Here is a 19836-nt window from a genome sequence, read left to right as displayed (position 1 = left end):
AAGTAGGTAGAGGTCAATAGGAAACAAAATAGGGAGTAGGTGAAGGCTAATCATGTATCGTACTTGCGTAGATCATGTGCAGCGGGAGGTGAACCTCACAAGAAAACCCGGGAGAATTATTTCCCTATGCCCTTCTATCACAGAAACGCTTTACGCACTGGGTTTGGGCGACAAGGTGGTAGGCCGTACAAGGTATTGCATCCATCCGCAGGATGCTGTGCATCAGGCTGATGTAGTAGGAGGAACCAAACAAATCGATAGAGGAATGATTGAGAGGCTCAAGCCTGATCTGATTGTGGCCGAAAAAGAAGAGAACCCTAAAGGGATGATTGAGGATTTGGAAAGGGAATTCCCTGTATATGTCACGAATGTAGAGAGCTATGAAGAAGCGTTAAAAATGATTGTTGACCTGGGGGTCATTACGGATCACAAGATACAAGCGGAGCGTTTGGCTGAAGACATTGTTGAGGGTTTCGGAAAGTTAACATCGCTTTCTTGCCGAGTCGGTTATCTTATCTGGAGAAAGCCTTATATGGCCGCAGGGAAAAATACCTACATTCATTCGATGCTTCATCAATGCGGATTCGAAAATGTCTTCCAAGACTTAGAGGGGCGCTATCCTGTAGTGGATGTGAAGATCATCAGACAGCAACAGCCGGAGTTCCTATTTTTATCCTCTGAACCGTTCCCGTTTAGCCAAGAGCATCTCAAAGAGATCCAAGCAAGTCTTCCAAGCGTTAAAGCCGTATTGGTGGATGGAGAGATGTTTAGTTGGTATGGGGTTCGGATGTTAAAGGCAGTGGATTACTTGAATGGATTGCTCCAGCAATTGAAAAGAGAACGAGTCAACTAGCCATGAACTGAAAACTGTGATAATTTAGTTAAAAACATGAGATGATTCTTTAATTGATCAGGGGCGTGTCGCGTGTAAGAGAGGTATGCACCGAGGATTGGTTTTAGCTTTTTTTTCTTTAGTGACGTTTGTCACATAACGATATATTAACATTCGTTATAGTAATAAGTAGGAACTGGGAGGGGAGGAGGAAAGCGAATGGAAGTCGTGTTGTATACCATTATGATTATTGCCATTTTATTATCTTTAGTAGGCACGCTTTGGGTAGCCATCAAACCAGGGGAAAAGAAATACGATGCGAAAAGCAAGGCCAATGTAAAGCGTCTGACGGTGATTTATGGGATTTCGACGCTGGTATCAGTCCTTATTTTTATAATTTATCTGTTTAGGCTTTAAATGGGAAATGAATAAAAACAACTTCCGGGGAGATACGAATAAAGACCTCTTCTCGGAAGGAGAATGACCATGCCCGAATTGCCTGAAATGGAGACCTATCGTATGCTCCTTACAGACAAGCTTATTGGCAAGAAAATCACCCGTGTTCAAATTGATAGAGAAAAGACAGTCAATGTTTCCGCGCAATCGTTTATTCAAACGGTTGAAGGTGCCCAGATTCAAGGCATTACCCGGCGGGCGAAGCATCTTCTCTTTCATTTGGATAACGGGTTTGTTTTGCTTCTCCATCTTATGTTAGGCGGATGGATGTACCTAGGCACAGATCTGGATAAACCCCAAAGAACATTTCAGGTGATTTTATCTTTTGATCTTGAACATTTATATTTCATCGGTTTACGCCTGGGCTATCTGCATCTCTTAACTGCAGAGGAGGCAGAGGAGAGGCTTAGTCAATTGGGGCCTGAACCTTTTGCTCCGTCCTTTAGCGAACAAGCATTCCTTCATAGGACTGAAGCGAAAAAAGGCAAAATTAAGACAACGCTCATTGATCAGAAATGGCTGGCGGGAATCGGGAATTGCTATAGTGATGAGATATCCTATGCTGCGGGTCTTTTGCCGGATCGGCCATTGAATCGGCTGCAGCTTGACGAAAAGAAACGACTGTATTCCTCCATTTTCGCAGTCTTGCAGGAAGCAATCTCGTTTGGGGGGTATATGGAGCATCCTCTTTTCAAAGAGGATCATTTAACAGGCGGGTACAACGAGCAGTGTAAGGTATACGATAGGGAAGGTGAGCGATGCTTCCGCTGCGGGCATCCTATACAAAAGGCCGAAATTTCATCTCGAAAAATGTTTTATTGTTCCGGCTGTCAAAAGTGAACGAACATTCTAAAGGGAAGGAAGAAAATCCAATGGAAGATCGGGAGTTATGTTTAGAGTGCGGCAGCCTTGTTCACGAGCAGATTTACGCTGTTTATACGGGAAAAGACGAGGAGATTGCGGGGTTTTTATGTGACTCCTGCAGACAAAAGAAAAAAGTGAAAGGGTTAAGAAATAAGAATGAACTGCATAAGCTCGCCGCATTAAAAGAGATGCTAAAATAAATTTGCGGCAAAGGAAAAAAGGCTTCCCATCCGGTGAATGTAAGGGGAAGCCTTCTTTATTTTTCATTCATCATTTTTACCCCGAGGAAGCTTAACCCTTAGCCTGCGTTGCAGTGAACGAGGAAAAGGGCGAACTAAGCTAGGTTAATATTTGCTATCCGGATGATAAGTTAGGTTCAGAAACTGTTCGATACGATTGGTTAATTCTTGAGCGGTACTGGCTAAGTCATAATTCGGAATGACAATGTCGCACTTGGATTGGTAGTCCATGATTTGCTCATAATGGCTGAGATGACGCTGAATCGTTTCTTCATCATCCCCACGTTCTCGTTGACGCGAAATAACCGTTTCCTTATCCGCATAAACGAAAATGGCTAAGTTCTTCGGGAAGAGTTTCCTGAAGATCTCACATCCTTCTGGGCTCAGAATGGCAAAGAAACTACCCGCCTCATCTAGAAGTCTCTCGCAGTCGCTTTGCTTGATCCCATAACGGTATCCGTCCGCTTGTACGACTTCAATAAACTCTCCATTATTCTCGATGCTGATAAATTCTTCTGGAGTGACAAAGAAGTATTCCTTACCGTGGGTTTCCTTTCTTCGTTGAGGACGTGTCGTGTAAGAGACGACTCTAGGGATTTGAAAGGTAATACCCATGGCCTCAGCCAACGTAAAGCGTCCGGATCCGTCTGGGCCAACAAATAATAACGCTCTTCCATCCATATTCCATCGCCTCCTAAATTAATAAAATTAACCCAGATTAATTATCAGAGTTATATGAATATATTACCAAATGACAGAGAGCTAGTCAATATAAAAAAGGAAAAATAAGGAGATACACCAAGCGGTATTTATGGACAAAATATGACAACATATACCTTATTATGATTGTTTTTGATTGATATTAAAAAATAATGATTGAATAATACAGTTTCATAAGGTATTATTTAGTTAAAACAATCAAAAACGTTCTTTCTGAAATAAAGAAGGAGGATGCAGATGTTAACTCCTGAACGCCACCAGATGATCATTCGCTTGCTTAAGGAGAAAGATGTTGTACGTCTTCAGGAGCTGGTCGATTTGACTAGTGCATCGGAATCGACCATACGGCGTGACTTAAGTGAGTTAGAAGAGAAAAAGATTTTAAAACGCGTGCATGGAGGCGCTTCCATTATCCAGCGCAAATTAGAAGAACCTACTGTGCATGAAAAAGTAGTAAAGCATGAAAAAGAAAAGATGGCTATTGCTAAGCAGGCTGCGAGCCTGATTAAAGACGGGGATACGATATTCATAGACGCGGGGACCACCACGTACCATATGATTCCCTTCCTGAAACATGAGAGTGTGGTTGTCGTAACGAATTCGATTCAAATCGGTGTAGAGTTATTGAAGAGAAATATAAGAACGATTTTGCTGGGCGGGGAGATAAAGCCGGGAACATTGGCATTGGTTGGTCCTGAAGCCATTAGAGCGATCAGCCAGTATCGGTTTGATAAATGCTTCTTAGGAATTAACTCCGTTCACGAGAGGTATGGTCTAACGACACCGGATCCAGATGAAGCTTTTATCAAGCAGCTTGCTTTGCAATACTCGGAAGAGAAGTTTGTCCTGTGCGATGCCAATAAATTTTCCCGAGTTTCCTTTGCCAAAGTATCGGAATTGGAGCAGGTAACGATTATCACGGATGATGGTTTAGATGAACAAGACCGCAAAAAATATGAAAAACAAACTCAAATAGAAGTGGTGGTAACATCATGATTTATACATTGACCCTTAATCCTTCCATAGATTATCACATTCGGCTGGAATCCTTTTCCCAAGGAGTGATTAATCCAGTTAAAGAAGAGTGGAAAGCTGCCGGAGGAAAAGGAATAAATGTTTCTAAAGTACTTAAGTCACTAGGCAAAGAAAGTACGGCATTAGGTTATGTAGGTGGATTTACAGGCGCCTTCATTCAAAAGGAAGTGGAAAAACTCGGGATCTCCCACCGGTTCATTTCCGTAGAGGAAGACTCCCGCATCAACCTGAAAATGAAAGCCGAAACCGAAACGGAAATTACAGGGCTTTCGCCAGCTATTCCCCATGCTGCAACGAAACAATTGCTTCAGCAGCTTCAGGACCTGAATGCCGAAGATTTTTTAGTTCTGGCCGGAAGTGTTCCAAATAGTCTTCCATCGGATATTTACCAAACGATCATGAAGGAGCTTCAGCCGAAAGGGGTACGCATTTTTCTCGATGCCAAAGGGCATGCCCTTCAACAAGGCTTATCCAGCCGCCCCTTCTTGATAAAGCCGAATCATCATGAACTGGGGGAATTGTTTAATGTTACGATTCTGTCAGCTGAGGAGGCATTAAGGTACGGAGCGGAAGCTGTAGCGATGGGAGCGGAGAATGTCATCGTCTCGCTAGCGGGAAAAGGAGCCGTTTTTGTAAATAGCGAGCTATCCCTGATTGCCGAGATTCCACCGAGCGAGCCAGTGAATTCCATCGGTGCAGGGGATTCGATGGTGGCGGGTTTCCTCTATGCCTTCACCCAGCGCTTGGAGGCAGAGGAAGCCTTTCGATTCGCCGTCGCAGCAGGAAGCACAACCGCCCTATCACAAGGCTTTTGTACACCAGAACAAATCAAAGCCTTTTTACCGAAGGTCCAAATCAAGAATATCAAGAAAAAAGGGGTGTAAAAGATGCGGATTACCGATTTACTTAAAGAAGATACGATGATTTTGCCTCTTTCTGCTAAGACAAAGGAAGACGTATTGGATGAACTGATTCAACAGCTGCAGAAAGCTGGACGCCTGACAGATGCTGCGAAAATGAAGGAAGCCATTTGGGCCAGAGAGTCTCAAAGCTCTACAGGAATTGGAGAGGGCATTGCCATCCCTCATGCGAAAACGGCTGCCGTCAAAATTCCGAGCATTGCATTCGGTTATTCCAAGGAAGGAATCGACTTTAATTCTTTGGATGGACAAAAAGCACATTTATTCTTCATGATTGCTGCCACAGAGGATGCCAATCAAGCTCATTTGCAAACGTTGGCTCGCTTGTCCCAGCTTCTAATGGATGAAAGCCTGCGCGAACAACTGATGAACGCCTCAAGCAAAAAGGAAATTTTGGAGATGATTGCTTCCAAGGAAAAGGAATTTGATGGAGATAACGAAGAGGATTCATCCCAAAATGAGGGCCAAGTGAAGGTTTTAGCCGTTACCGCATGCCCAACAGGGATTGCTCATACCTATATGGCTGCAGATGCTCTTAAGAAAAAGGCAGAGCAATTAGGCATTTGGGTAAAAGTCGAGACTAATGGGTCTGGCGGTGTGAAAAACAAGCTGACGGATGAGGAAATCCAAGAGGCGACCGCCATTATCGTTGCGGCGGACAAGCAGGTTGATATGGATCGCTTTAAAGGAAAAGTGGTTATCGAAGTTCCGGTAGCTCAGGCGATAAGAAACGCGGATGAACTGCTGCAGCGGGCTTCTAGGCAAGAAGGAAGCGTGTATCAAGGCCAAAGGGGAGCGGGGTATTCAGAATCGGTCTCCCAAGCGAAGGAAGAAAGAAAAGGGAAGCAGTCCGCATTTTATAAGCATCTGATGAGCGGGGTTTCCAATATGCTTCCCTTTGTTGTCGGGGGAGGAATCATCATAGCGCTATGCTTTATGTTTGGCATTAAAGCGTTTGATCCGAAAGATCCTTCGTTCCATCCTTTTGCCAAGGTACTAATGGATATTGGGGGAGGAACCGCTTTTGGCTTGATGATTCCTGTTTTAGCAGGCTTTATCGCCATGAGTATTGCTGATCGCCCAGGCTTGGCTCCAGGGATGGTTGGCGGAATGATCGCTTCGACTTCTGGTGCTGGTTTCTTAGGGGGAATTATTGCCGGGTTCCTGGCTGGTTATATCGTCGTACTTCTGAAAAAAGGATTGGCCGGAATGCCTGCTAGCCTTGAAGGTCTTAAGCCGATGCTGCTTTATCCGCTATTTGGGATTTTGTTTACGGGATTGATTATGATTTATGTCATTTCAGATCCGATTGCCGCTGTAAATACAGGGCTTGGTGACTGGCTGAAAAATATGGGTCAAGGAAATGCCGTTATCCTGGGGATTATTTTAGGCGCCATGATGGCCTTTGATATGGGTGGTCCTGTAAATAAAGCCGCGTTTACCTTCGGTATTGCCATGATCGCGGACGGAAACTATTTGCCGCATGCCGCTATTATGGCAGCGGGGATGACCCCTCCACTTGGCTTGGCACTAGCGACGACGCTGTTTAAAAATAAATTTACGCAAGAAGAGCGTCAAGCGGGGAAAACAGCTTATGTATTAGGCGCTTCCTTTATTACCGAAGGAGCGATTCCTTTTGCGGCAGCCGATCCTGCTCGTGTCATTCCTTCCCTTATGGTGGGTTCTGCAGTTGCAGGGGGATTATCGATGTTTTTCGGAAATACACTCCCGGCTCCGCATGGAGGCTTGTTCGTCTTGCCGGTTGTCGGAAATATGTGGCTGTATCTCGTAGCCATTGCTGCTGGAACGATAGTAACGGCTCTAATGGTCAATCTTTTGAAAAAGAAGCCGGTATAAGATAAAAGTGAAAAGAAAAGAAAGGTGAAGGGATATCATGTTAACTCAAACTTTTAGAGTGACAAGCGAAGCAGGCATTCATGCCCGCCCAACGACTTCATTAGTGCAAACCGCCACAAAGTTTTCTTCTCAGATTAATCTGCAGCATGGGGGGAAAACCATTAATTTAAAGTCCATTATGGCCGTGATGTCACTTGGCATACAGCAAGGTGCGGAAATTCAAGTGACTGCAGATGGTGCGGATGCACAAGAGGCTCTGGCTGCTATAGCAGAAACCATGCAAAAGGAAGAATTAGGAGAATAATAAAGCAAAAAAGGGTTACAATCCGCTTATCTAGCGGGTCGTAACCTTTTTTGCTGTTTAAGAAAGTTTAAGTTCACTAAATCGCTCATTATTTTCTTCTGTTGGAGGAGAATATAAAAAAGGTGATGGGAGGGATGAACATGGGGCTTTTTCAGAAATCGGGCCGAAAGCAGATTGATGATGACAATCCTCAACGGAGTCAAGAATGCCCAGAGTGCAAGGGAAAAGGCTTTTATCAATACGGTTTGGAGTTTGCCCACATCCATGAATGTCCGGCATGTGAGGGGAATGGATCATCATTGCTCACAGCGGACTAGAATCTAAGGAGGGTTGTAAACTGGACAGCCAATATGTCATTCAGCAGATCCAAAATAACTCCCGCCCCTTAGAGCGAGAGGATGACTTGGATTGCTTAATTGATGCGATTGGGGATGCCGATTGCGTATTGCTCGGCGAGTCATCTCATGGAACATCTGAATTTTATACGATTCGGGCAGAGATATCCAAGCGTTTAATCGAGAAAAAGGGTTTTTCTTTTATCGCCGTAGAAGGGGACTGGCCTTCATGCTATGAATTGAATCGATATATCAAGCAATATCCAGGGACATCCAGCATGGGAGAGGCGATGCAATCATTTAACCGCTGGCCGACATGGATGTGGGCGAATAGGGAAACCGCTCATTTTTTGGAATGGTTACGGAGATATAATACCCGAAACCATTTGCAGAAAGAGAAAATTGGATTTTATGGCCTGGATGTTTATAGTTTATGGGAGTCTATGGAAGAGATTGTAAAGCATCTAGAGAAAATTGGTTCTAAAGATGTGGATCTGGCTAGAAAAGCGTTTTCCTGTTTCGAGCCGTTTTCAAGAAGTGCTCAGACTTATGGGGTTTCTGCCGCTTTTTTATCAGAGGACTGTGTAAATGAAGTGGTCGAGCTCCTAGAGGCGCTGCGTACAAATCGAAATCACTATGGAAATGAAGAAGCAGCCATTAATATGGAGATGAATGCTTTAGTTGCCGTCAATGCTGAACGGTATTATCGCTCCATGGTCCGAGGAGGCCCAGATTCCTGGAATATTCGCGATGAGCATATGGTTCAAGTTTTGGATCGGCTGATGGACTTCCACGGAACAAAGGCTAAAGCTATCGTATGGGAACATAATACGCATATTGGAGATGCGCGTGCCACGGACATGGCGGAGGAAGGCATGCTGAATGTGGGACAATTGGTTCGTGAACAATATGGCCCTGAAAATGTTTTTGCAGTCGGTTTTGGGACGCACCGCGGTTCCGTTATTGCAGCACGCGGCTGGGCAGAAAGGATGGAAAAGATGCCTGTTCCAAAAGCGCTGCCCGATAGCTGGGAGGACCTGCTGCATCGCGCAGGGAGCAGGGACAAAATCCTTATCTTTGATCAAGCGAATGATGCGTTTAGTCAGGTCTTCGGCCATCGGGCCATCGGGGTTGTCTATCACCCAGAGGATGAACGCGGAAACTACGTTCCTTCCGTTATGTCTGAACGTTACGATGCATTTGTATATGTAGATGAAACACATGCTTTAGATCCGATTGTTGTAAAGGAATTAGTATTTGAATAATGTTGAAAAGGAGTTCGACAGACATATGAACAATAACCTCACTAATATAAGCAATCAGTTGAAACAGCTCACTCAAAATCAACAAGGGCAGAACATCCAAAATCTGTCACAAATGGCAGATCAATTATTGAATCAGAATGGAGCTCAATCAGTCGACCAAATGAGGGAGAATATCGCAAAAATTGAAGCCTCTCTCCAAAAATCAATTTCCGATCTTGAAGGACAGCAAGGAATGGAGCAATTAACCGAACAATTGAATCAGCTGCAAACCGAACTGATGAATACGAGTCAATCGCTGGAACACGAGCTCTTACAGCAGAACCAAATGAAGAACATACCCGGAGAACCATTAAAGACAGATAATGATCCTGTTCCTGGACCGCCCCTATCCTAATGAAACTCATGCTCATAACTTTGGTGGGCACAATCGCACCTTTAATTAAAGAAACCTTCCAATCCTCTGGAAGGTTTCTTTATCTCCTTTTTACCAAAGCCATACCCTTTCAGGCAACAACCTCAATCTTCAATTTTCCCATTTTCCTCAAAGCTTCTTGGCCATTAATAATGGGCACCGGTTAAAAAGCAAGGTTTCGATATGGGGGATCGTTATGTGGACTGCGGGATGATGATTTACAAAGACGATGCACCGGTTCAAGCTGGGGCGAGCGGTTGTGCATGTTCAGCCAAGGTCACTTATGGCCATATTTTGAATCGGATGAGAAGAGGGGAATTAGACAGAATATTGATCGTAGCAACAGGGGCTTTGCTATCCCCGATAAGTTTTCAGCAAAAGGAAAGCATCCCCTGCATCGCTCACGCTGTCGAGATATGGAGTGCCCAAAATGAGGAAGACATGATGATGATCAGGCTCGGGAAAGCTTTATTCAGATATTTGATTTTAAGTAAAGCAACTTTATTGCTACGGAGGAGCAAATCATGAGCACGATTATTCAAACATGGTCAATTCTTGATAAACTTTATTATCTTTGCAGTCGCTTGCAGCTCGTTGATCAAACTGAACAAAACATTTTTCGAGTCCGGCTGCTTACCTATCGGGGGCCCAGTCTATCCCTTGAGGATGGAACGACCATCCATAGTTCGGATATTCTCCTGAAAATTCACCTGCATAATTGTCTTCTCATGAGGGAGATGCAACATATCCAAAATGATGTGAAACGAGCCCTTTACGTTTATCATCGCGTCGAGGAGTCCCTTCCTGGGTTGGCTCGGTTCCTAGCAAGCCATCCCGATCAGGAAAAGATCAAGGCCCTTTTAGGCATAACGCTGCTCACTAGGGGGGTTAAACCATTGGGATTTGAAGTTGTAGACATATCTAATTCTGTTTATAAAACACTTAAAGAGTTATTTCTTATTCCCATGTTTATCCTTTTGCACCCGAATGGAAAGTTAAAGTGTTTGAAAAAAGGCAACCTTACACCCAAATATTTGGTGATGCCCAAAGAACGATTGCTTGACAGATATTCAATCTCCTCATTAATGGGATGCCCACCACCCATGTCTTCTTCAGAATGAGCTGCGGTAAGCAGCTTCTTTTTATGTTTCCAACATATGGATAGTGAATAATTGAATAATACTTTTCTCATAATAAACTTTGTATTTATACATATGGAGGTTTTATGTGGAAAATCTGGTTGAAAGCTGTGATGTCCAACAAATCGTCATTGGCGTGGATGTGGGTTCCACCACCGTCAAAGCAACAGTTGTAAACCCACTCGACAAGAAAATCCTTTGGTCCGACTATCAGCGCCATAACACAAAACAGGCGGAAAACGTGCTGGAATTTTTGGTACGAATCGGAAATCAGTTTCCCGATGTCAAAAAAGAAAATATTCGCGTGTTCATTACGGGTTCCGGAGGAAGCCCCATTGCTGAACACATCGGAGCCAAGTTTGTGCAGGAAGTGAATGCGGTCACCATGGCGGTCGAAATGCTTCATCCCGATGTAGGAAGTGTGGTGGAGCTAGGGGGACAGGATGCCAAGATCATCATCTTTAAAGAAAATGAAGAAACGGGGGACAAGCAGGCGACGACCTCCATGAATGACAAGTGTGCCTCCGGCACAGGGGCCACGATTGACAAATGCATGATCAAGGTCGGTATGCCCGAACAGGAAGTGGCCAAGCTGGATTTTGATGACACGAAGCTTCATCATGTGGCAGCAAAGTGTGGCGTGTTTGCCGAGACGGATATCGTCAATTTAGTCAAAAGCGGTATTCCCGCCCCCGAAATCATGTGCTCGCTGGCAGATGCGATCGTCATGCAAAACCTTTCTGTCCTCACCCGCGGAAATACGTTGCGCCATAAGGTCTTGCTCTTGGGCGGACCCAATACCTATCTGCCGTTTCTGCAGCAATGCTGGCGAAAGAGGATCCCTGAAGCCTGGAAACAGCGGGGATACGATTATCCGAAAGATATGCCGCTTGAAGAACTGATTTTTGTGCCGGAAAACTCTCAATATTATGCGGCCTATGGTGCTGTCATGTACGGTCTCCATGAACCGGCAGGGGTTGGTATTTATAAAGGTCTGGAGGATTTAAAGATCTTTATTTCCCATGGCCGGAAATCGAAGCTGGGAGAGAAGGCCGGGGCTCCCCTGGTGAAAAGCATTGAGGAATTGCAGGAATTCCGCAGGCGGTACAGCATCCCGAAGTTTACTCCCGCGTCCTTCCAATCGGGACAGGTGGTCCGGGCTGTGGTTGGCATGGACGGGGGCTCCACTTCCTCCAAAGCGGTATTGGTCGATGAGGAAGGCACGATTTTGTTGAAGGAATATCAGCTGTCTAAAGGCAACCCCATTCAGGATACGAAGGAGCTTCTCGGCCGAATATGGGAAAAGGTTCATTCCGCAGGAGCCAAGCTGGAAGTGATCGGCTTTGGGGCCACGGGGTATGCAGCCGATGTACTGGAAAAGACGTTAAAGGCAGATGTCAACATCGTTGAAACGGTAGCCCATATGATGAGCGCCGTCCATTTTTTCGGGGATGTGGATGTCATTTGCGATATCGGCGGGCAGGATATCAAGGTTCTTTTCATGAAAAATGGGGATATCCGAAATTTCCGCTTGTCCAATCAATGCTCGGCTGGTAACGGCATGCTGCTGCAAGCCATGGCGGATCAATTCGGTATCCCGATCCAGGAATATGCCGAAACCGCTTTCAAAGCGGACTTAAGTCCCAAATTTTCGTATGGCTGTGCGGTATTTCTCGATTCCGACCGGGTCAATTTCCAAAAGGAAGGATACTCCAAAGAAGAGCTGCTGGCCGGACTGGCCATGGTTTTGCCCAAAAATGTGTGGCAGTATGTCGTGCAAATTCCAAGGATGGCAGAATTGGGCCGGAAATTTGTCCTTCAAGGAGGGACGCAGCATAACCTGGCTGCGGTGAAAGCGCAGGTCGACTATATCAAAGAGCGAGTTCCGGATGCCGAGGTGTTCATCCATCCCCATACGGGAGAAGCGGGAGCCATTGGTGCCGCCATGGAAACCCTGCGTGTGGTGAAGAAGCGAGGCTACTCCACGTTCCTGGGCATGGAGGCGGCTACCGGACTCACCTACCAGTCGCGCAATGATGAAAGCACCCGCTGCCACTTTTGCCCAAATAACTGCAGCCGCACATTTATCGATTCAACCACGCCGGATGGGCAAACGGCCCGCTACATTTCCGGGTTCAGCTGCGAAAAGGGAACGGTGGAAGACAAGGAAGCTGTCATTGCCCTGACCCGGGCGCGCAACCGACTGAAAACCCAGTACCCCAATTTGGTTGACTATGAGGCGCGGCGCATGTTCCAGCATTTCTACGATGCGGAATCGCTCCCTAAGATCGGGCAAGTGATCGAGGATGTGCAGGTTAAGCCAGGTTGGTTCGGCCTCGGCATGAAGCGGGTGAAAATTCAGCGCCCGATCCAGCGTTCTTCCGAGGAAGCGATGGAATGGAGAAAACATCTGCGCATCGGGATTCCTAAAGTGCTCAACATCTGGTCCACGGCTCCTTTTTGGCGCACGTACTTGGAGACCCTCGGCGTGGATCCCAAGAATATCGTATTCAGTGATAATACAAGTGAGGAAATGTGGCAGGAGGGAGGAAAGTACGGCTCCATTGATCCGTGCTATCCATCGAAAGTAGCCCAGGCTCATATACATAATTTGCTATTCAAGCATCATAAGGAGCATAAGGTTCTTGAAGCGATTCTTTTCCCATGCATTACGCATATCCCGACGCATCTGCACAACGTCATGGATTCCTCCAGCTGTCCGATTGTAGCGGGAGCGCCAAAGGTGATCAAAGCGGCATTCACTAAGGAAACGGACTTTTTTCAAGAAAGAGGGATCCGGTATTTGGATCCGGCGGTGACCTTTACGGAACCGAACCTGCTGAAGGAGCAACTGTTTCAAGCGTTTAAGGATTTCCTGCAGATTACAGAGGATGAAAGCGACTTTGCCGCTGATCAAGGGTGGAAGGCTTTGGAGCTGTTTGATCAAGAAATGCAGGAAAAAGGCCGGGTCATTCTCGAACAGGTCGAAGCGGAGAATCGAATCGCCATTTTGATGATCGGGCGGCCGTACCATTCCGATCCGGGCATGAACCATTCGGTGTTGGATGAATTTCAAGTCTTGGGCTATCCGATTTTGTCCATGCGTTCCATACCGAAAGATGAGGCTTGGCTGCGCCGGTTTTTCCAGCAGGATCTCGACAGCGGAAGAGTGGAGGTAGCTTTGGAAGTATCTGACGTTTGGCCGGAAAACTTCAGTTCCAACAGTGTACAGAAGGTGTGGGCCGCCAAGTTTGCCGCCAGACATCCCAATGTAGCCGTCTTGGATCTTTCCAGCTTCAAATGCGGGCACGACGCCCCAACCTACGGGCTGATTGATTCCATCATCTCAACAGCGGGTACTCCGTATTCCGCTCTGCATGATATTGATGCGAACAAGCCAAGCGGCTCCATTAAGATCCGCGTCAAAACTTATGCCCACAGTTTGGGGCTCCATGAGGAACGGCTGGAGGATTTGGCCCGGAGAAAGCAGGAGCTGCAGCAGCGGATTGAACAGAAAAGGCTTGAATTGCTCGGCAGAGGCGGCCGTCAAGAGCATCAGGAGGAGTATCCCCACCAAAAAGCGATCTCAGAATAACGAAAAGGAAGGGAAAAGCGATGGCAAAAGAAGTAAAAGAAGGAACGATTGAGCAGGAATTGAAGAAATACCAAGCGGAATGGGAAGCCCGACTTGGTATGGAACAGCCGTCAAAAGAACAGTGGTTTGACCCGGTCCCCCGGCAATTTTTTGCCAAAGATAAAGACTCGACTACCATCTTGTTCGGCGGCCTGACCATGGCTCATGACTATTTGGTGGAGGGAGCGCTGGCTGGCTTGGGATATCGCGTCCGTCATCTGGAGTGCCCGGATACGGAGTCCCTTCGCTACGGCAAGGAATTCGGCAATCGGGGGCAGTGCAACCCGACTTATTTTACAGTTGGCAATTTAATTAAATATTTAACCCATCTCCGAGATGTGGTGGGCAAATCGAAGGAGGAAATCGTCCGCAGCTATCTGTTCATCACGAGCGGCTCCTGTGGGCCCTGCCGGTTTGGGACTTACGTGACAGAGTACAGAAAAGCTTTGCGGGATGCCGGATTCGACGGTTTTCGGGTGCTCCTGTTCCAGCAACAGAGTGGCCTTAAGCAAGCAACAGGAGAAGAATCTGCCCTAAAATTGGATAGTTCTTTTTTCATTACGTTTTTGAAGGCGGTGCTGATCGGAGACATTTTGAATGCTTTGGGCTACCGGATCCGGCCTTATGAAGTACAGCAGGGTTCCACCGATGCCGCTTTGGAACGCTGCAAGCAGCATCTTTATGAAGCATTCAAGGGACGCAAAATGCTTATGCCTGCTCTATACCGGTGCAGGAGGGAATTGCAGGCAGTGAAAGTGGACAGGATCCAGGTAAAGCCAAAGGTAAGCATTATTGGGGAGTTTTGGGCGATGACCACAGAGGGTGACGGAAACTATCAGCTGCAGCGATTTTTGGAAAGTGAAGGAGCCGAGGTGGAAGTTCAATCGGTGACAGCATGGACCTTGTACCTGATTTGGGAGGGACGCTATGACACGATGAAACGGATGCGTTTGCGGGAGGCGGATGGCGGAAAGTATGGGCTTAAGGGGATAAATCCATATAAGAAGTTGTTTATGCTTCACGTGGCTGATCGCATCCTGCGCATTTTATTCCATTCGTATGCCAGGGCTTTTAGTCTTCGCGGTTATCATCTGCCGGATATGGATGAGATCGCCAAAACCGCCCACGAGCATTATGATAACCATTTGCGGGGCGGAGAAGGGCATATGGAGGTAGGAAAGCTAATACTCAATGTAGTCAAGCGTAAAGTCAATATGACCATTTCCGTTAAGCCTTTCGGATGTATGCCTTCTTCCGGGGTTTCCGATGGAGTACAGTCGCTGATTACGGAGCTGTATCCGGAAGCCATTTTTCTCCCTATTGAAACTACAGGGGATGGAGCCGTGAACGTCTACAGCCGCACTCAGATGATGCTGTTCAAAGCCAAACAGGCGGCACAAAAAGAATTTGACGAAGCGATGAGGGTCAAGGGTTTCACTTATGAACAACTGCGGGAAGAAAAGAGAGGCCGTTCAACTATCACGAATCCGTTAAAAATCAGCGGACACCATGTCGCCTGCACAGCAGCCAATGTCGTTCATCATTTGCACGGAATTTCCAAGCTGAACCCTTTTAAGCGCGCAAAAAGGGAATGGGAAGGAATCTGAAATTCTGCGTGCCCGTTGGATCATCAATCGATAAAATTTGCTTATTAATGAAAGTAAAAGGGCTCCCAAAAAGGGAGGCCTTTTCACCATTTTAGAAACCTTTGTATTGTGGTTCCTGTTGTTCAATTGCTTTAATCGTAGTTGTTGGAGGGAGGTGAACTTGTATGCAGTTGCTGCCGTTAAGAGATCTAATTAAAGATGATCTAGGAAATTACTATACGATTGTAAAACAGACAATTGATGATGATATCAATGAAATTACAGTCGTTAATGCATTTGTTGAAGCATCGTTTAGAAGAATTTTGAGATTTGATGATGATTTTAAAAATGAATTTAAGGATTACGAAGACCAATACATCGGTCAGATCTCAATGGACATCCTGTTAAACAGAATTGACCATTTAAATAGGGAAGATGTTCCCGGTAATGTATACACTTTGGAACAAGTCTTGAGAAAGTATACGGTCAAATTCATTAGTATGATTGAATACTCTAAGAATCCTAAAGTAGAATAATTTTCTATAGATACAAAGCACCTGTTGTGGTGCTTTGTATTTTGATGAGAGATAGTGAAAGCATGGTCCATATGACATTGAGTATTGCAGCTATTGGGGATCAAAGTGGGTATGCGATCATTGTGCCAAGTATACAAATTTTTGTTATGGCATGGCTTTATTATCGAAATTAACCATCCATGGGGAAGAGTCACCGTTATCGAGTCATAACCATCCGATCTATCTCAGGCTTAACTGGAAATTCCTCTATAATACCATTTTCTAATTGAACTCGACGTTGAAGACGAACTCTCTTTTTCATGATTTTTTGTCCATTAGGCACAATAGGCTGATCCGTACAAATTTCAATAATATCTTCCCAATTTGCTAAACTCAAATTTATCCCTCCCAGATCATACATAAATTTCGAATTGTTCCACACCTCAAAAGTATATTTGGTAGACAATTGTTTATTGCTTTTACTAAGGAAATTATTTTTTTGAAAGTTCTCTATAGGAAAATAACAGGTATGTACCATTTAGGTTGATTGTGATCTAAGCATTGGGATTACTTTGCAAAAAAGGGACTCAGAAAGCTTACTGAGCCAATTAGCTGAAGGTATTCTATAGTTTAACAGATGGTGAGCTAGATATTGGGGAATTTGAAGATAGTTTATATTTATTCGCCCTGGATTTTATAGGAATAGACTAATGCCCAGAAACTGCCCAAAAAGTATCTATTTTTTAAAATATCCATCTCCTTTCATTTCCAACGAATCTCTATTAGGAGGAGGAAAAAGATGACTGTTGACTCTCAACTAAAGCAAACAACAGCTAGCTTAAAAGGCGTAAAAGCTACTCTCGATCTATACGTTTCCCAGTCATCCACTGCCCACGAGAAAGACATCTTTAAAAGAAATAGTCTCGTATTACAGAACGTCATTGATTCACTTGAAAAGCGAATCGGAACCCTTGAATACGAAGAAAATGAAAACAATACGAAAGGAACTTCACCAAAAACTAAAAACGAAATTTAAGGGGTATAAAGTCCATGTAACAACAGACAGCAAATTGTATAAAGAAATAGAACGCGCAGAAAAAGAGGTCGAATCCAATACGTTAGATGATCCCCATAAAATGAAAAAGAAAATGAAAAAAATTGACGATGACATGAAAGGATAAAACACACATTCTAACAACTCGATTCTGTGGTTCTGTTGTGGATACCCTTCAGTCGACTATGCCATAACAGCATGGATAAAGATCATAAATCGGATTCAATTTAGCGTTGAACGGGAGTATATGTTTGAAATCATTGGAGTGTTATATAAAAATTCTGACCCGTAGAGATAAATCGTCTGATTCCTGATTTAGACTCCTCAAAATGGAAATAATGATATTGTGATGAATGTAGGCTCCAAATATATGTGAACGCCAAAAATTTGATGGCTACGGAAAGGAATACTATGATCTTTATTTATCATGATTTTGGTGGTACTCACACAACGGTCCTAGCTGCTGCTTACCACCTTAAAAAGTTGGATGAAACACGTGAACCCACCAAAAATGAAATATTATCTGCACATAATTTTAATGAGCTTAGATATAAGGATCGAGGAAAGTTATATTTTCACGGGGTTGACGAAGATGGGAATAAAGTCTATACAATGGGGAGAGGGCGATCTAAAATCCTAGTTCCCGGTATTCACAATCTTATCCAAATGCTGCATAAGGAACAAGTATTAAATGAAAAGATCATTTTATCTAATACATCACCTACGGTTCCGCTTCCGATGACATTTGGCGGGATGTTTTCTCGTTGGTTAAGAATTGATCTTATTGGGGTACCCTTGTTAGTGATAGGGGCAAAACAAGCTTATAAAGACATTGTCAAACTCGTTCATCATACAAAAAACACGGCCAAAAACTCTACTTCAAAGCTATCAATGCTCGATAATAAACAATTTTAAATCAAGTAACAGTTTATAAAAAAAGATGCTTTTTTATTGTAAAAGAAAGACCTCCCCAGTTCAATATCTGAGGAGTTCTCATTAATTATTTATCTTCTTTCATTTGGAGTCATGTTGATATCTTCATCATCAATAAACGCATCATCTTTATCAGCATCTAAAATATTATTGTCTGGATCATTTTTTTCTTGGTCATTTCTTAATGGCGAATCTCCACGATTAATTGTATTTGGGGTTATGTTAATATCTTCATCATTAATGAATAAGTCGTCACGATCTGGACCGAATATGTTATTGTTAGGGTCGTTATATTCTGGATTGTTTATTAATGGTGAATCTCCAGGGGTATTCACGTCGTAAATTTGACCACGATTGTTTTCTTCATTAATATCAGCTGTTCCACAAGCCGTTATCGGTACAAAGGTTAAACATGCACTACAAAACAGAAACATTATCCTCTTCATAATCACACTCCCTTTTCTATAGCAGAATCTTCCACTGCATTTTCAGTATCGTGTACTGCTTGTCCGTCATAATAAGATGACTGAGGTTGCTCAGTTTTCCCATTTAGAGTTCTTTTGTTAAATACAGCTCCAAAGGATTGAAGCGATTGCGAGATTTTATCGTTGATATGCATGTTTTTTAAAGGCTGAGATATCTGGTTCCAGATTCTTGTGGTATTAAAATTTCTTACTAAAGTAAGGGCAACGATGCCAAATCCGACAACCCAAAGTAAGGTCATGAAATTATTGTTTCGTTTATTTGTCACGGGTCGTAGAATTTGTTGCCATTTGTTGTTCCTGCCTCTTGTGTACCTATCGTTCATTGAACTAATCGCTTGCATTAGTAACGAAATCAAAGCCTGTCGCATGCTTTTCCACCTCCTCTTTAAACGTAACCTCGAATAGATGAGCCTCCATCAAATTTCTTTGGTTTTAACCACAGAAATAGCATGCACAATTGAAGATTTCTTATCTCCGGAAATAAATTTAGGGTGTAATAAGGGATTATTCCACTATTGTTCTAATTTTTTCGTGAAAATGAAAACGGCATGGTGGGAATTGGACGTCCATGCTAAATTAACTTATCTTCGCATGATTAAGCTATACCAGTAGAGTGTATCTTATTGTTCCGATCAAAAAATGATAATTTAGAAATATGGACTCTCTATAGTGGAATCGAGGCTGAGTGCACAATGAAGCGGATACGGTTTCTTTTCTTCTTGATTGTTGTTATTCTCCAAGGTTGTAACGCTAAATCAAAGCTAAAGAGTAAAATGACCGTAGATGAAGCTCTTATGTTGTGAAATTCGCAATGTAGGAGCCTTTTTTAATCATGATTAGGGGCGCAATGTGTTAATTCTTTCTCGCACAGTTGCTGCCATAACTACCTTTTTTTCTTGTTCAACAAACGGGGAGTTTAATTGAGGAGAACCAATGCTAATTTGGATAGTTGTTGCATTTCCCATTTTCAATACAGCGTACTACATATTTTGTTTATTTCTTACTTTCTGATTGTTTAACCGCTGGATTCCCTGAGTTTCTTTCTACCTTCCAAATGAGCTTTTTGATTAAGAGCCTCTTTGTTTGATCTTGAACAGCCTGGCAACCGATGATGAAGGTAAGTAACAATAATTTTATGGGTATAATAACATGTTTGGGTTTCAAACTTGCACCTCTTTTGGGAAAAAGCCGAAAATGATCTAACTATATTCTGTAAAACCGTGTTTATCGTGACGACTTCTCTTCATCGGG

Annotated in this window: 21 protein-coding genes and 1 pseudogene; 18 read left to right on the top strand and 4 right to left on the bottom strand. The window is 44.0% G+C overall.

Annotated elements, in window-relative coordinates; all coding sequences use genetic code 11:
* Positions 1-52: 52 nt before the first annotated feature.
* The 4 genes from ABLT31_RS08765 to ABLT31_RS08750 all read left to right on the top strand — a co-directional run bounded on the left by ABLT31_RS08765 (position 53) and on the right by ABLT31_RS08750 (position 2352).
* A complete protein-coding gene (locus ABLT31_RS08765) occupies positions 53-853 on the top strand; it encodes a helical backbone metal receptor (RefSeq protein WP_367750776.1) in 801 nt (266 codons plus the stop codon).
* A gap of 198 nt (positions 854-1051) precedes the next feature.
* Positions 1052-1249, top strand: a complete 198-nt coding sequence (locus tag ABLT31_RS08760; RefSeq protein WP_367750774.1) for a hypothetical protein — start codon at positions 1052-1054, stop codon at positions 1247-1249.
* 69 nt (positions 1250-1318) lie between these two features.
* Positions 1319-2128, top strand: a complete 810-nt coding sequence (locus ABLT31_RS08755; RefSeq protein WP_367750773.1) for an Fpg/Nei family DNA glycosylase — start codon at positions 1319-1321, stop codon at positions 2126-2128.
* Positions 2129-2160: 32 nt separating this feature from the next.
* Positions 2161-2352, top strand: a complete 192-nt coding sequence (locus tag ABLT31_RS08750) for a hypothetical protein (RefSeq protein WP_367750771.1) — start codon at positions 2161-2163, stop codon at positions 2350-2352.
* A 144-nt stretch (positions 2353-2496) separates the two neighbouring features.
* On the opposite strand, the gene ABLT31_RS08745 is transcribed toward ABLT31_RS08750, so the two are convergent.
* On the bottom strand, positions 2497-3072 hold the full coding sequence (locus ABLT31_RS08745) for a guanylate kinase (RefSeq protein ID WP_367750769.1): 576 nt from the start codon (positions 3070-3072) through the stop codon (positions 2497-2499).
* A gap of 276 nt (positions 3073-3348) precedes the next feature.
* Between ABLT31_RS08745 and ABLT31_RS08740 the strand changes: the two genes are divergently transcribed.
* From ABLT31_RS08740 to ABLT31_RS08685, 12 genes and pseudogenes are all read left to right on the top strand, one after another.
* Positions 3349-4107, top strand: a complete 759-nt coding sequence (locus ABLT31_RS08740; protein ID WP_367750767.1) for a DeoR/GlpR family DNA-binding transcription regulator — start codon at positions 3349-3351, stop codon at positions 4105-4107.
* Positions 4104-5030 (top strand): 1-phosphofructokinase, encoded by a 927-nt coding sequence (pfkB, locus tag ABLT31_RS08735; protein ID WP_367750765.1) that lies wholly within the window; start codon positions 4104-4106, stop codon positions 5028-5030. Before ABLT31_RS08740 ends, pfkB begins: the two co-directional genes overlap by 4 nt.
* A 3-nt stretch (positions 5031-5033) precedes the next feature.
* Positions 5034-6923 carry a PTS fructose transporter subunit IIABC gene (locus ABLT31_RS08730; RefSeq protein WP_367750763.1) on the top strand — a complete coding sequence of 630 codons (1890 nt, stop codon included), beginning with the start codon at positions 5034-5036 and terminating at the stop codon, positions 6921-6923.
* Between the two features lie 37 nt (positions 6924-6960).
* Positions 6961-7227 (top strand): phosphocarrier protein HPr, encoded by a 267-nt coding sequence (locus ABLT31_RS08725; RefSeq protein ID WP_367750761.1) that lies wholly within the window; start codon positions 6961-6963, stop codon positions 7225-7227.
* Positions 7228-7367: 140 nt separating this feature from the next.
* Positions 7368-7544 (top strand): hypothetical protein, encoded by a 177-nt coding sequence (locus ABLT31_RS08720; protein WP_367750759.1) that lies wholly within the window; start codon positions 7368-7370, stop codon positions 7542-7544.
* Between the two features lie 86 nt (positions 7545-7630).
* Entirely contained in the window at positions 7631-8827 is a 1197-nt protein-coding gene (locus ABLT31_RS08715) for an erythromycin esterase family protein (protein ID WP_367750757.1), read from the top strand.
* A 25-nt stretch (positions 8828-8852) separates the two neighbouring features.
* Positions 8853-9221, top strand: coding sequence for a hypothetical protein (locus ABLT31_RS08710; protein WP_367750755.1), 369 nt, complete (start codon positions 8853-8855; stop codon positions 9219-9221).
* A gap of 183 nt (positions 9222-9404) precedes the next feature.
* Positions 9405-9656 (top strand): annotated as a pseudogene (locus ABLT31_RS08705) (stage V sporulation protein AD); the annotation flags it as partial.
* Positions 9657-9763: 107 nt separating this feature from the next.
* The gene (locus ABLT31_RS08700) at positions 9764-10360 is read left to right on the top strand and encodes a YkoP family protein (protein WP_367750753.1); all 597 of its coding nucleotides are present in this window, start codon (positions 9764-9766) and stop codon (positions 10358-10360) included.
* A gap of 106 nt (positions 10361-10466) precedes the next feature.
* Positions 10467-13973 (top strand): BadF/BadG/BcrA/BcrD ATPase family protein, encoded by a 3507-nt coding sequence (locus ABLT31_RS08695; RefSeq protein ID WP_367750751.1) that lies wholly within the window; start codon positions 10467-10469, stop codon positions 13971-13973.
* A gap of 20 nt (positions 13974-13993) precedes the next feature.
* Positions 13994-15619: a 2-hydroxyglutaryl-CoA dehydratase gene (locus tag ABLT31_RS08690; RefSeq protein ID WP_367750749.1), complete on the top strand. Its 1626-nt coding sequence runs from the start codon at positions 13994-13996 to the stop codon at positions 15617-15619.
* 164 nt (positions 15620-15783) lie between these two features.
* Positions 15784-16134, top strand: a complete 351-nt coding sequence (locus ABLT31_RS08685; RefSeq protein WP_367750748.1) for a hypothetical protein — start codon at positions 15784-15786, stop codon at positions 16132-16134.
* Between the two features lie 196 nt (positions 16135-16330).
* Here ABLT31_RS08685 and ABLT31_RS08680 read toward each other — a convergent pair whose 3' ends face one another.
* Entirely contained in the window at positions 16331-16510 is a 180-nt protein-coding gene (locus ABLT31_RS08680; protein WP_367750746.1) for a hypothetical protein, read from the bottom strand.
* A gap of 402 nt (positions 16511-16912) precedes the next feature.
* Between ABLT31_RS08680 and ABLT31_RS08675 the strand changes: the two genes are divergently transcribed.
* Together ABLT31_RS08675 and ABLT31_RS08670 are read left to right on the top strand one after the other, a co-directional pair.
* A complete protein-coding gene (locus ABLT31_RS08675) occupies positions 16913-17149 on the top strand; it encodes a DUF1657 domain-containing protein (protein WP_367750744.1) in 237 nt (78 codons plus the stop codon).
* Positions 17150-17578: 429 nt separating this feature from the next.
* On the top strand, positions 17579-18082 hold the full coding sequence (locus tag ABLT31_RS08670) for a DUF3189 family protein (RefSeq protein WP_367751355.1): 504 nt from the start codon (positions 17579-17581) through the stop codon (positions 18080-18082).
* 89 nt (positions 18083-18171) lie between these two features.
* Here ABLT31_RS08670 and ABLT31_RS08665 read toward each other — a convergent pair whose 3' ends face one another.
* On the bottom strand, positions 18172-18546 hold the full coding sequence (locus tag ABLT31_RS08665) for a hypothetical protein (RefSeq protein WP_367750742.1): 375 nt from the start codon (positions 18544-18546) through the stop codon (positions 18172-18174).
* 2 nt (positions 18547-18548) lie between these two features.
* A complete protein-coding gene (locus ABLT31_RS08660; RefSeq protein ID WP_367750740.1) occupies positions 18549-18953 on the bottom strand; it encodes a hypothetical protein in 405 nt (134 codons plus the stop codon).
* Between the last annotated feature and the right edge of the window lie 883 nt (positions 18954-19836).

The sequence above is a fragment of the Ammoniphilus soli genome (assembly GCF_040813775.1).
This window is presented reverse-complemented; position numbering and strand designations above follow the sequence as displayed.

Coding starts and splice junctions, on each gene's coding strand:
- ABLT31_RS08700 (WP_367750753.1), top strand. CDS start 9,764: ATGAGCACGATTATTCAAACATGGTCAATTCTTGATAAACTTTATTAT.
- ABLT31_RS08750 (WP_367750771.1), top strand. CDS start 2,161: ATGGAAGATCGGGAGTTATGTTTAGAGTGCGGCAGCCTTGTTCACGAG.
- ABLT31_RS08765 (WP_367750776.1), top strand. CDS start 53: ATGTATCGTACTTGCGTAGATCATGTGCAGCGGGAGGTGAACCTCACA.
- ABLT31_RS08670 (WP_367751355.1), top strand. CDS start 17,579: ATGATCTTTATTTATCATGATTTTGGTGGTACTCACACAACGGTCCTA.
- ABLT31_RS08720 (WP_367750759.1), top strand. CDS start 7,368: ATGGGGCTTTTTCAGAAATCGGGCCGAAAGCAGATTGATGATGACAAT.
- ABLT31_RS08745 (WP_367750769.1), bottom strand. CDS start 3,072: ATGGATGGAAGAGCGTTATTATTTGTTGGCCCAGACGGATCCGGACGC.
- pfkB (WP_367750765.1), top strand. CDS start 4,104: ATGATTTATACATTGACCCTTAATCCTTCCATAGATTATCACATTCGG.
- ABLT31_RS08755 (WP_367750773.1), top strand. CDS start 1,319: ATGCCCGAATTGCCTGAAATGGAGACCTATCGTATGCTCCTTACAGAC.
- ABLT31_RS08690 (WP_367750749.1), top strand. CDS start 13,994: ATGGCAAAAGAAGTAAAAGAAGGAACGATTGAGCAGGAATTGAAGAAA.
- ABLT31_RS08660 (WP_367750740.1), bottom strand. CDS start 18,953: ATGCGACAGGCTTTGATTTCGTTACTAATGCAAGCGATTAGTTCAATG.
- ABLT31_RS08675 (WP_367750744.1), top strand. CDS start 16,913: ATGACTGTTGACTCTCAACTAAAGCAAACAACAGCTAGCTTAAAAGGC.
- ABLT31_RS08710 (WP_367750755.1), top strand. CDS start 8,853: ATGAACAATAACCTCACTAATATAAGCAATCAGTTGAAACAGCTCACT.
- ABLT31_RS08725 (WP_367750761.1), top strand. CDS start 6,961: ATGTTAACTCAAACTTTTAGAGTGACAAGCGAAGCAGGCATTCATGCC.
- ABLT31_RS08665 (WP_367750742.1), bottom strand. CDS start 18,546: ATGAAGAGGATAATGTTTCTGTTTTGTAGTGCATGTTTAACCTTTGTA.
- ABLT31_RS08685 (WP_367750748.1), top strand. CDS start 15,784: ATGCAGTTGCTGCCGTTAAGAGATCTAATTAAAGATGATCTAGGAAAT.
- ABLT31_RS08760 (WP_367750774.1), top strand. CDS start 1,052: ATGGAAGTCGTGTTGTATACCATTATGATTATTGCCATTTTATTATCT.
- ABLT31_RS08740 (WP_367750767.1), top strand. CDS start 3,349: ATGTTAACTCCTGAACGCCACCAGATGATCATTCGCTTGCTTAAGGAG.
- ABLT31_RS08730 (WP_367750763.1), top strand. CDS start 5,034: ATGCGGATTACCGATTTACTTAAAGAAGATACGATGATTTTGCCTCTT.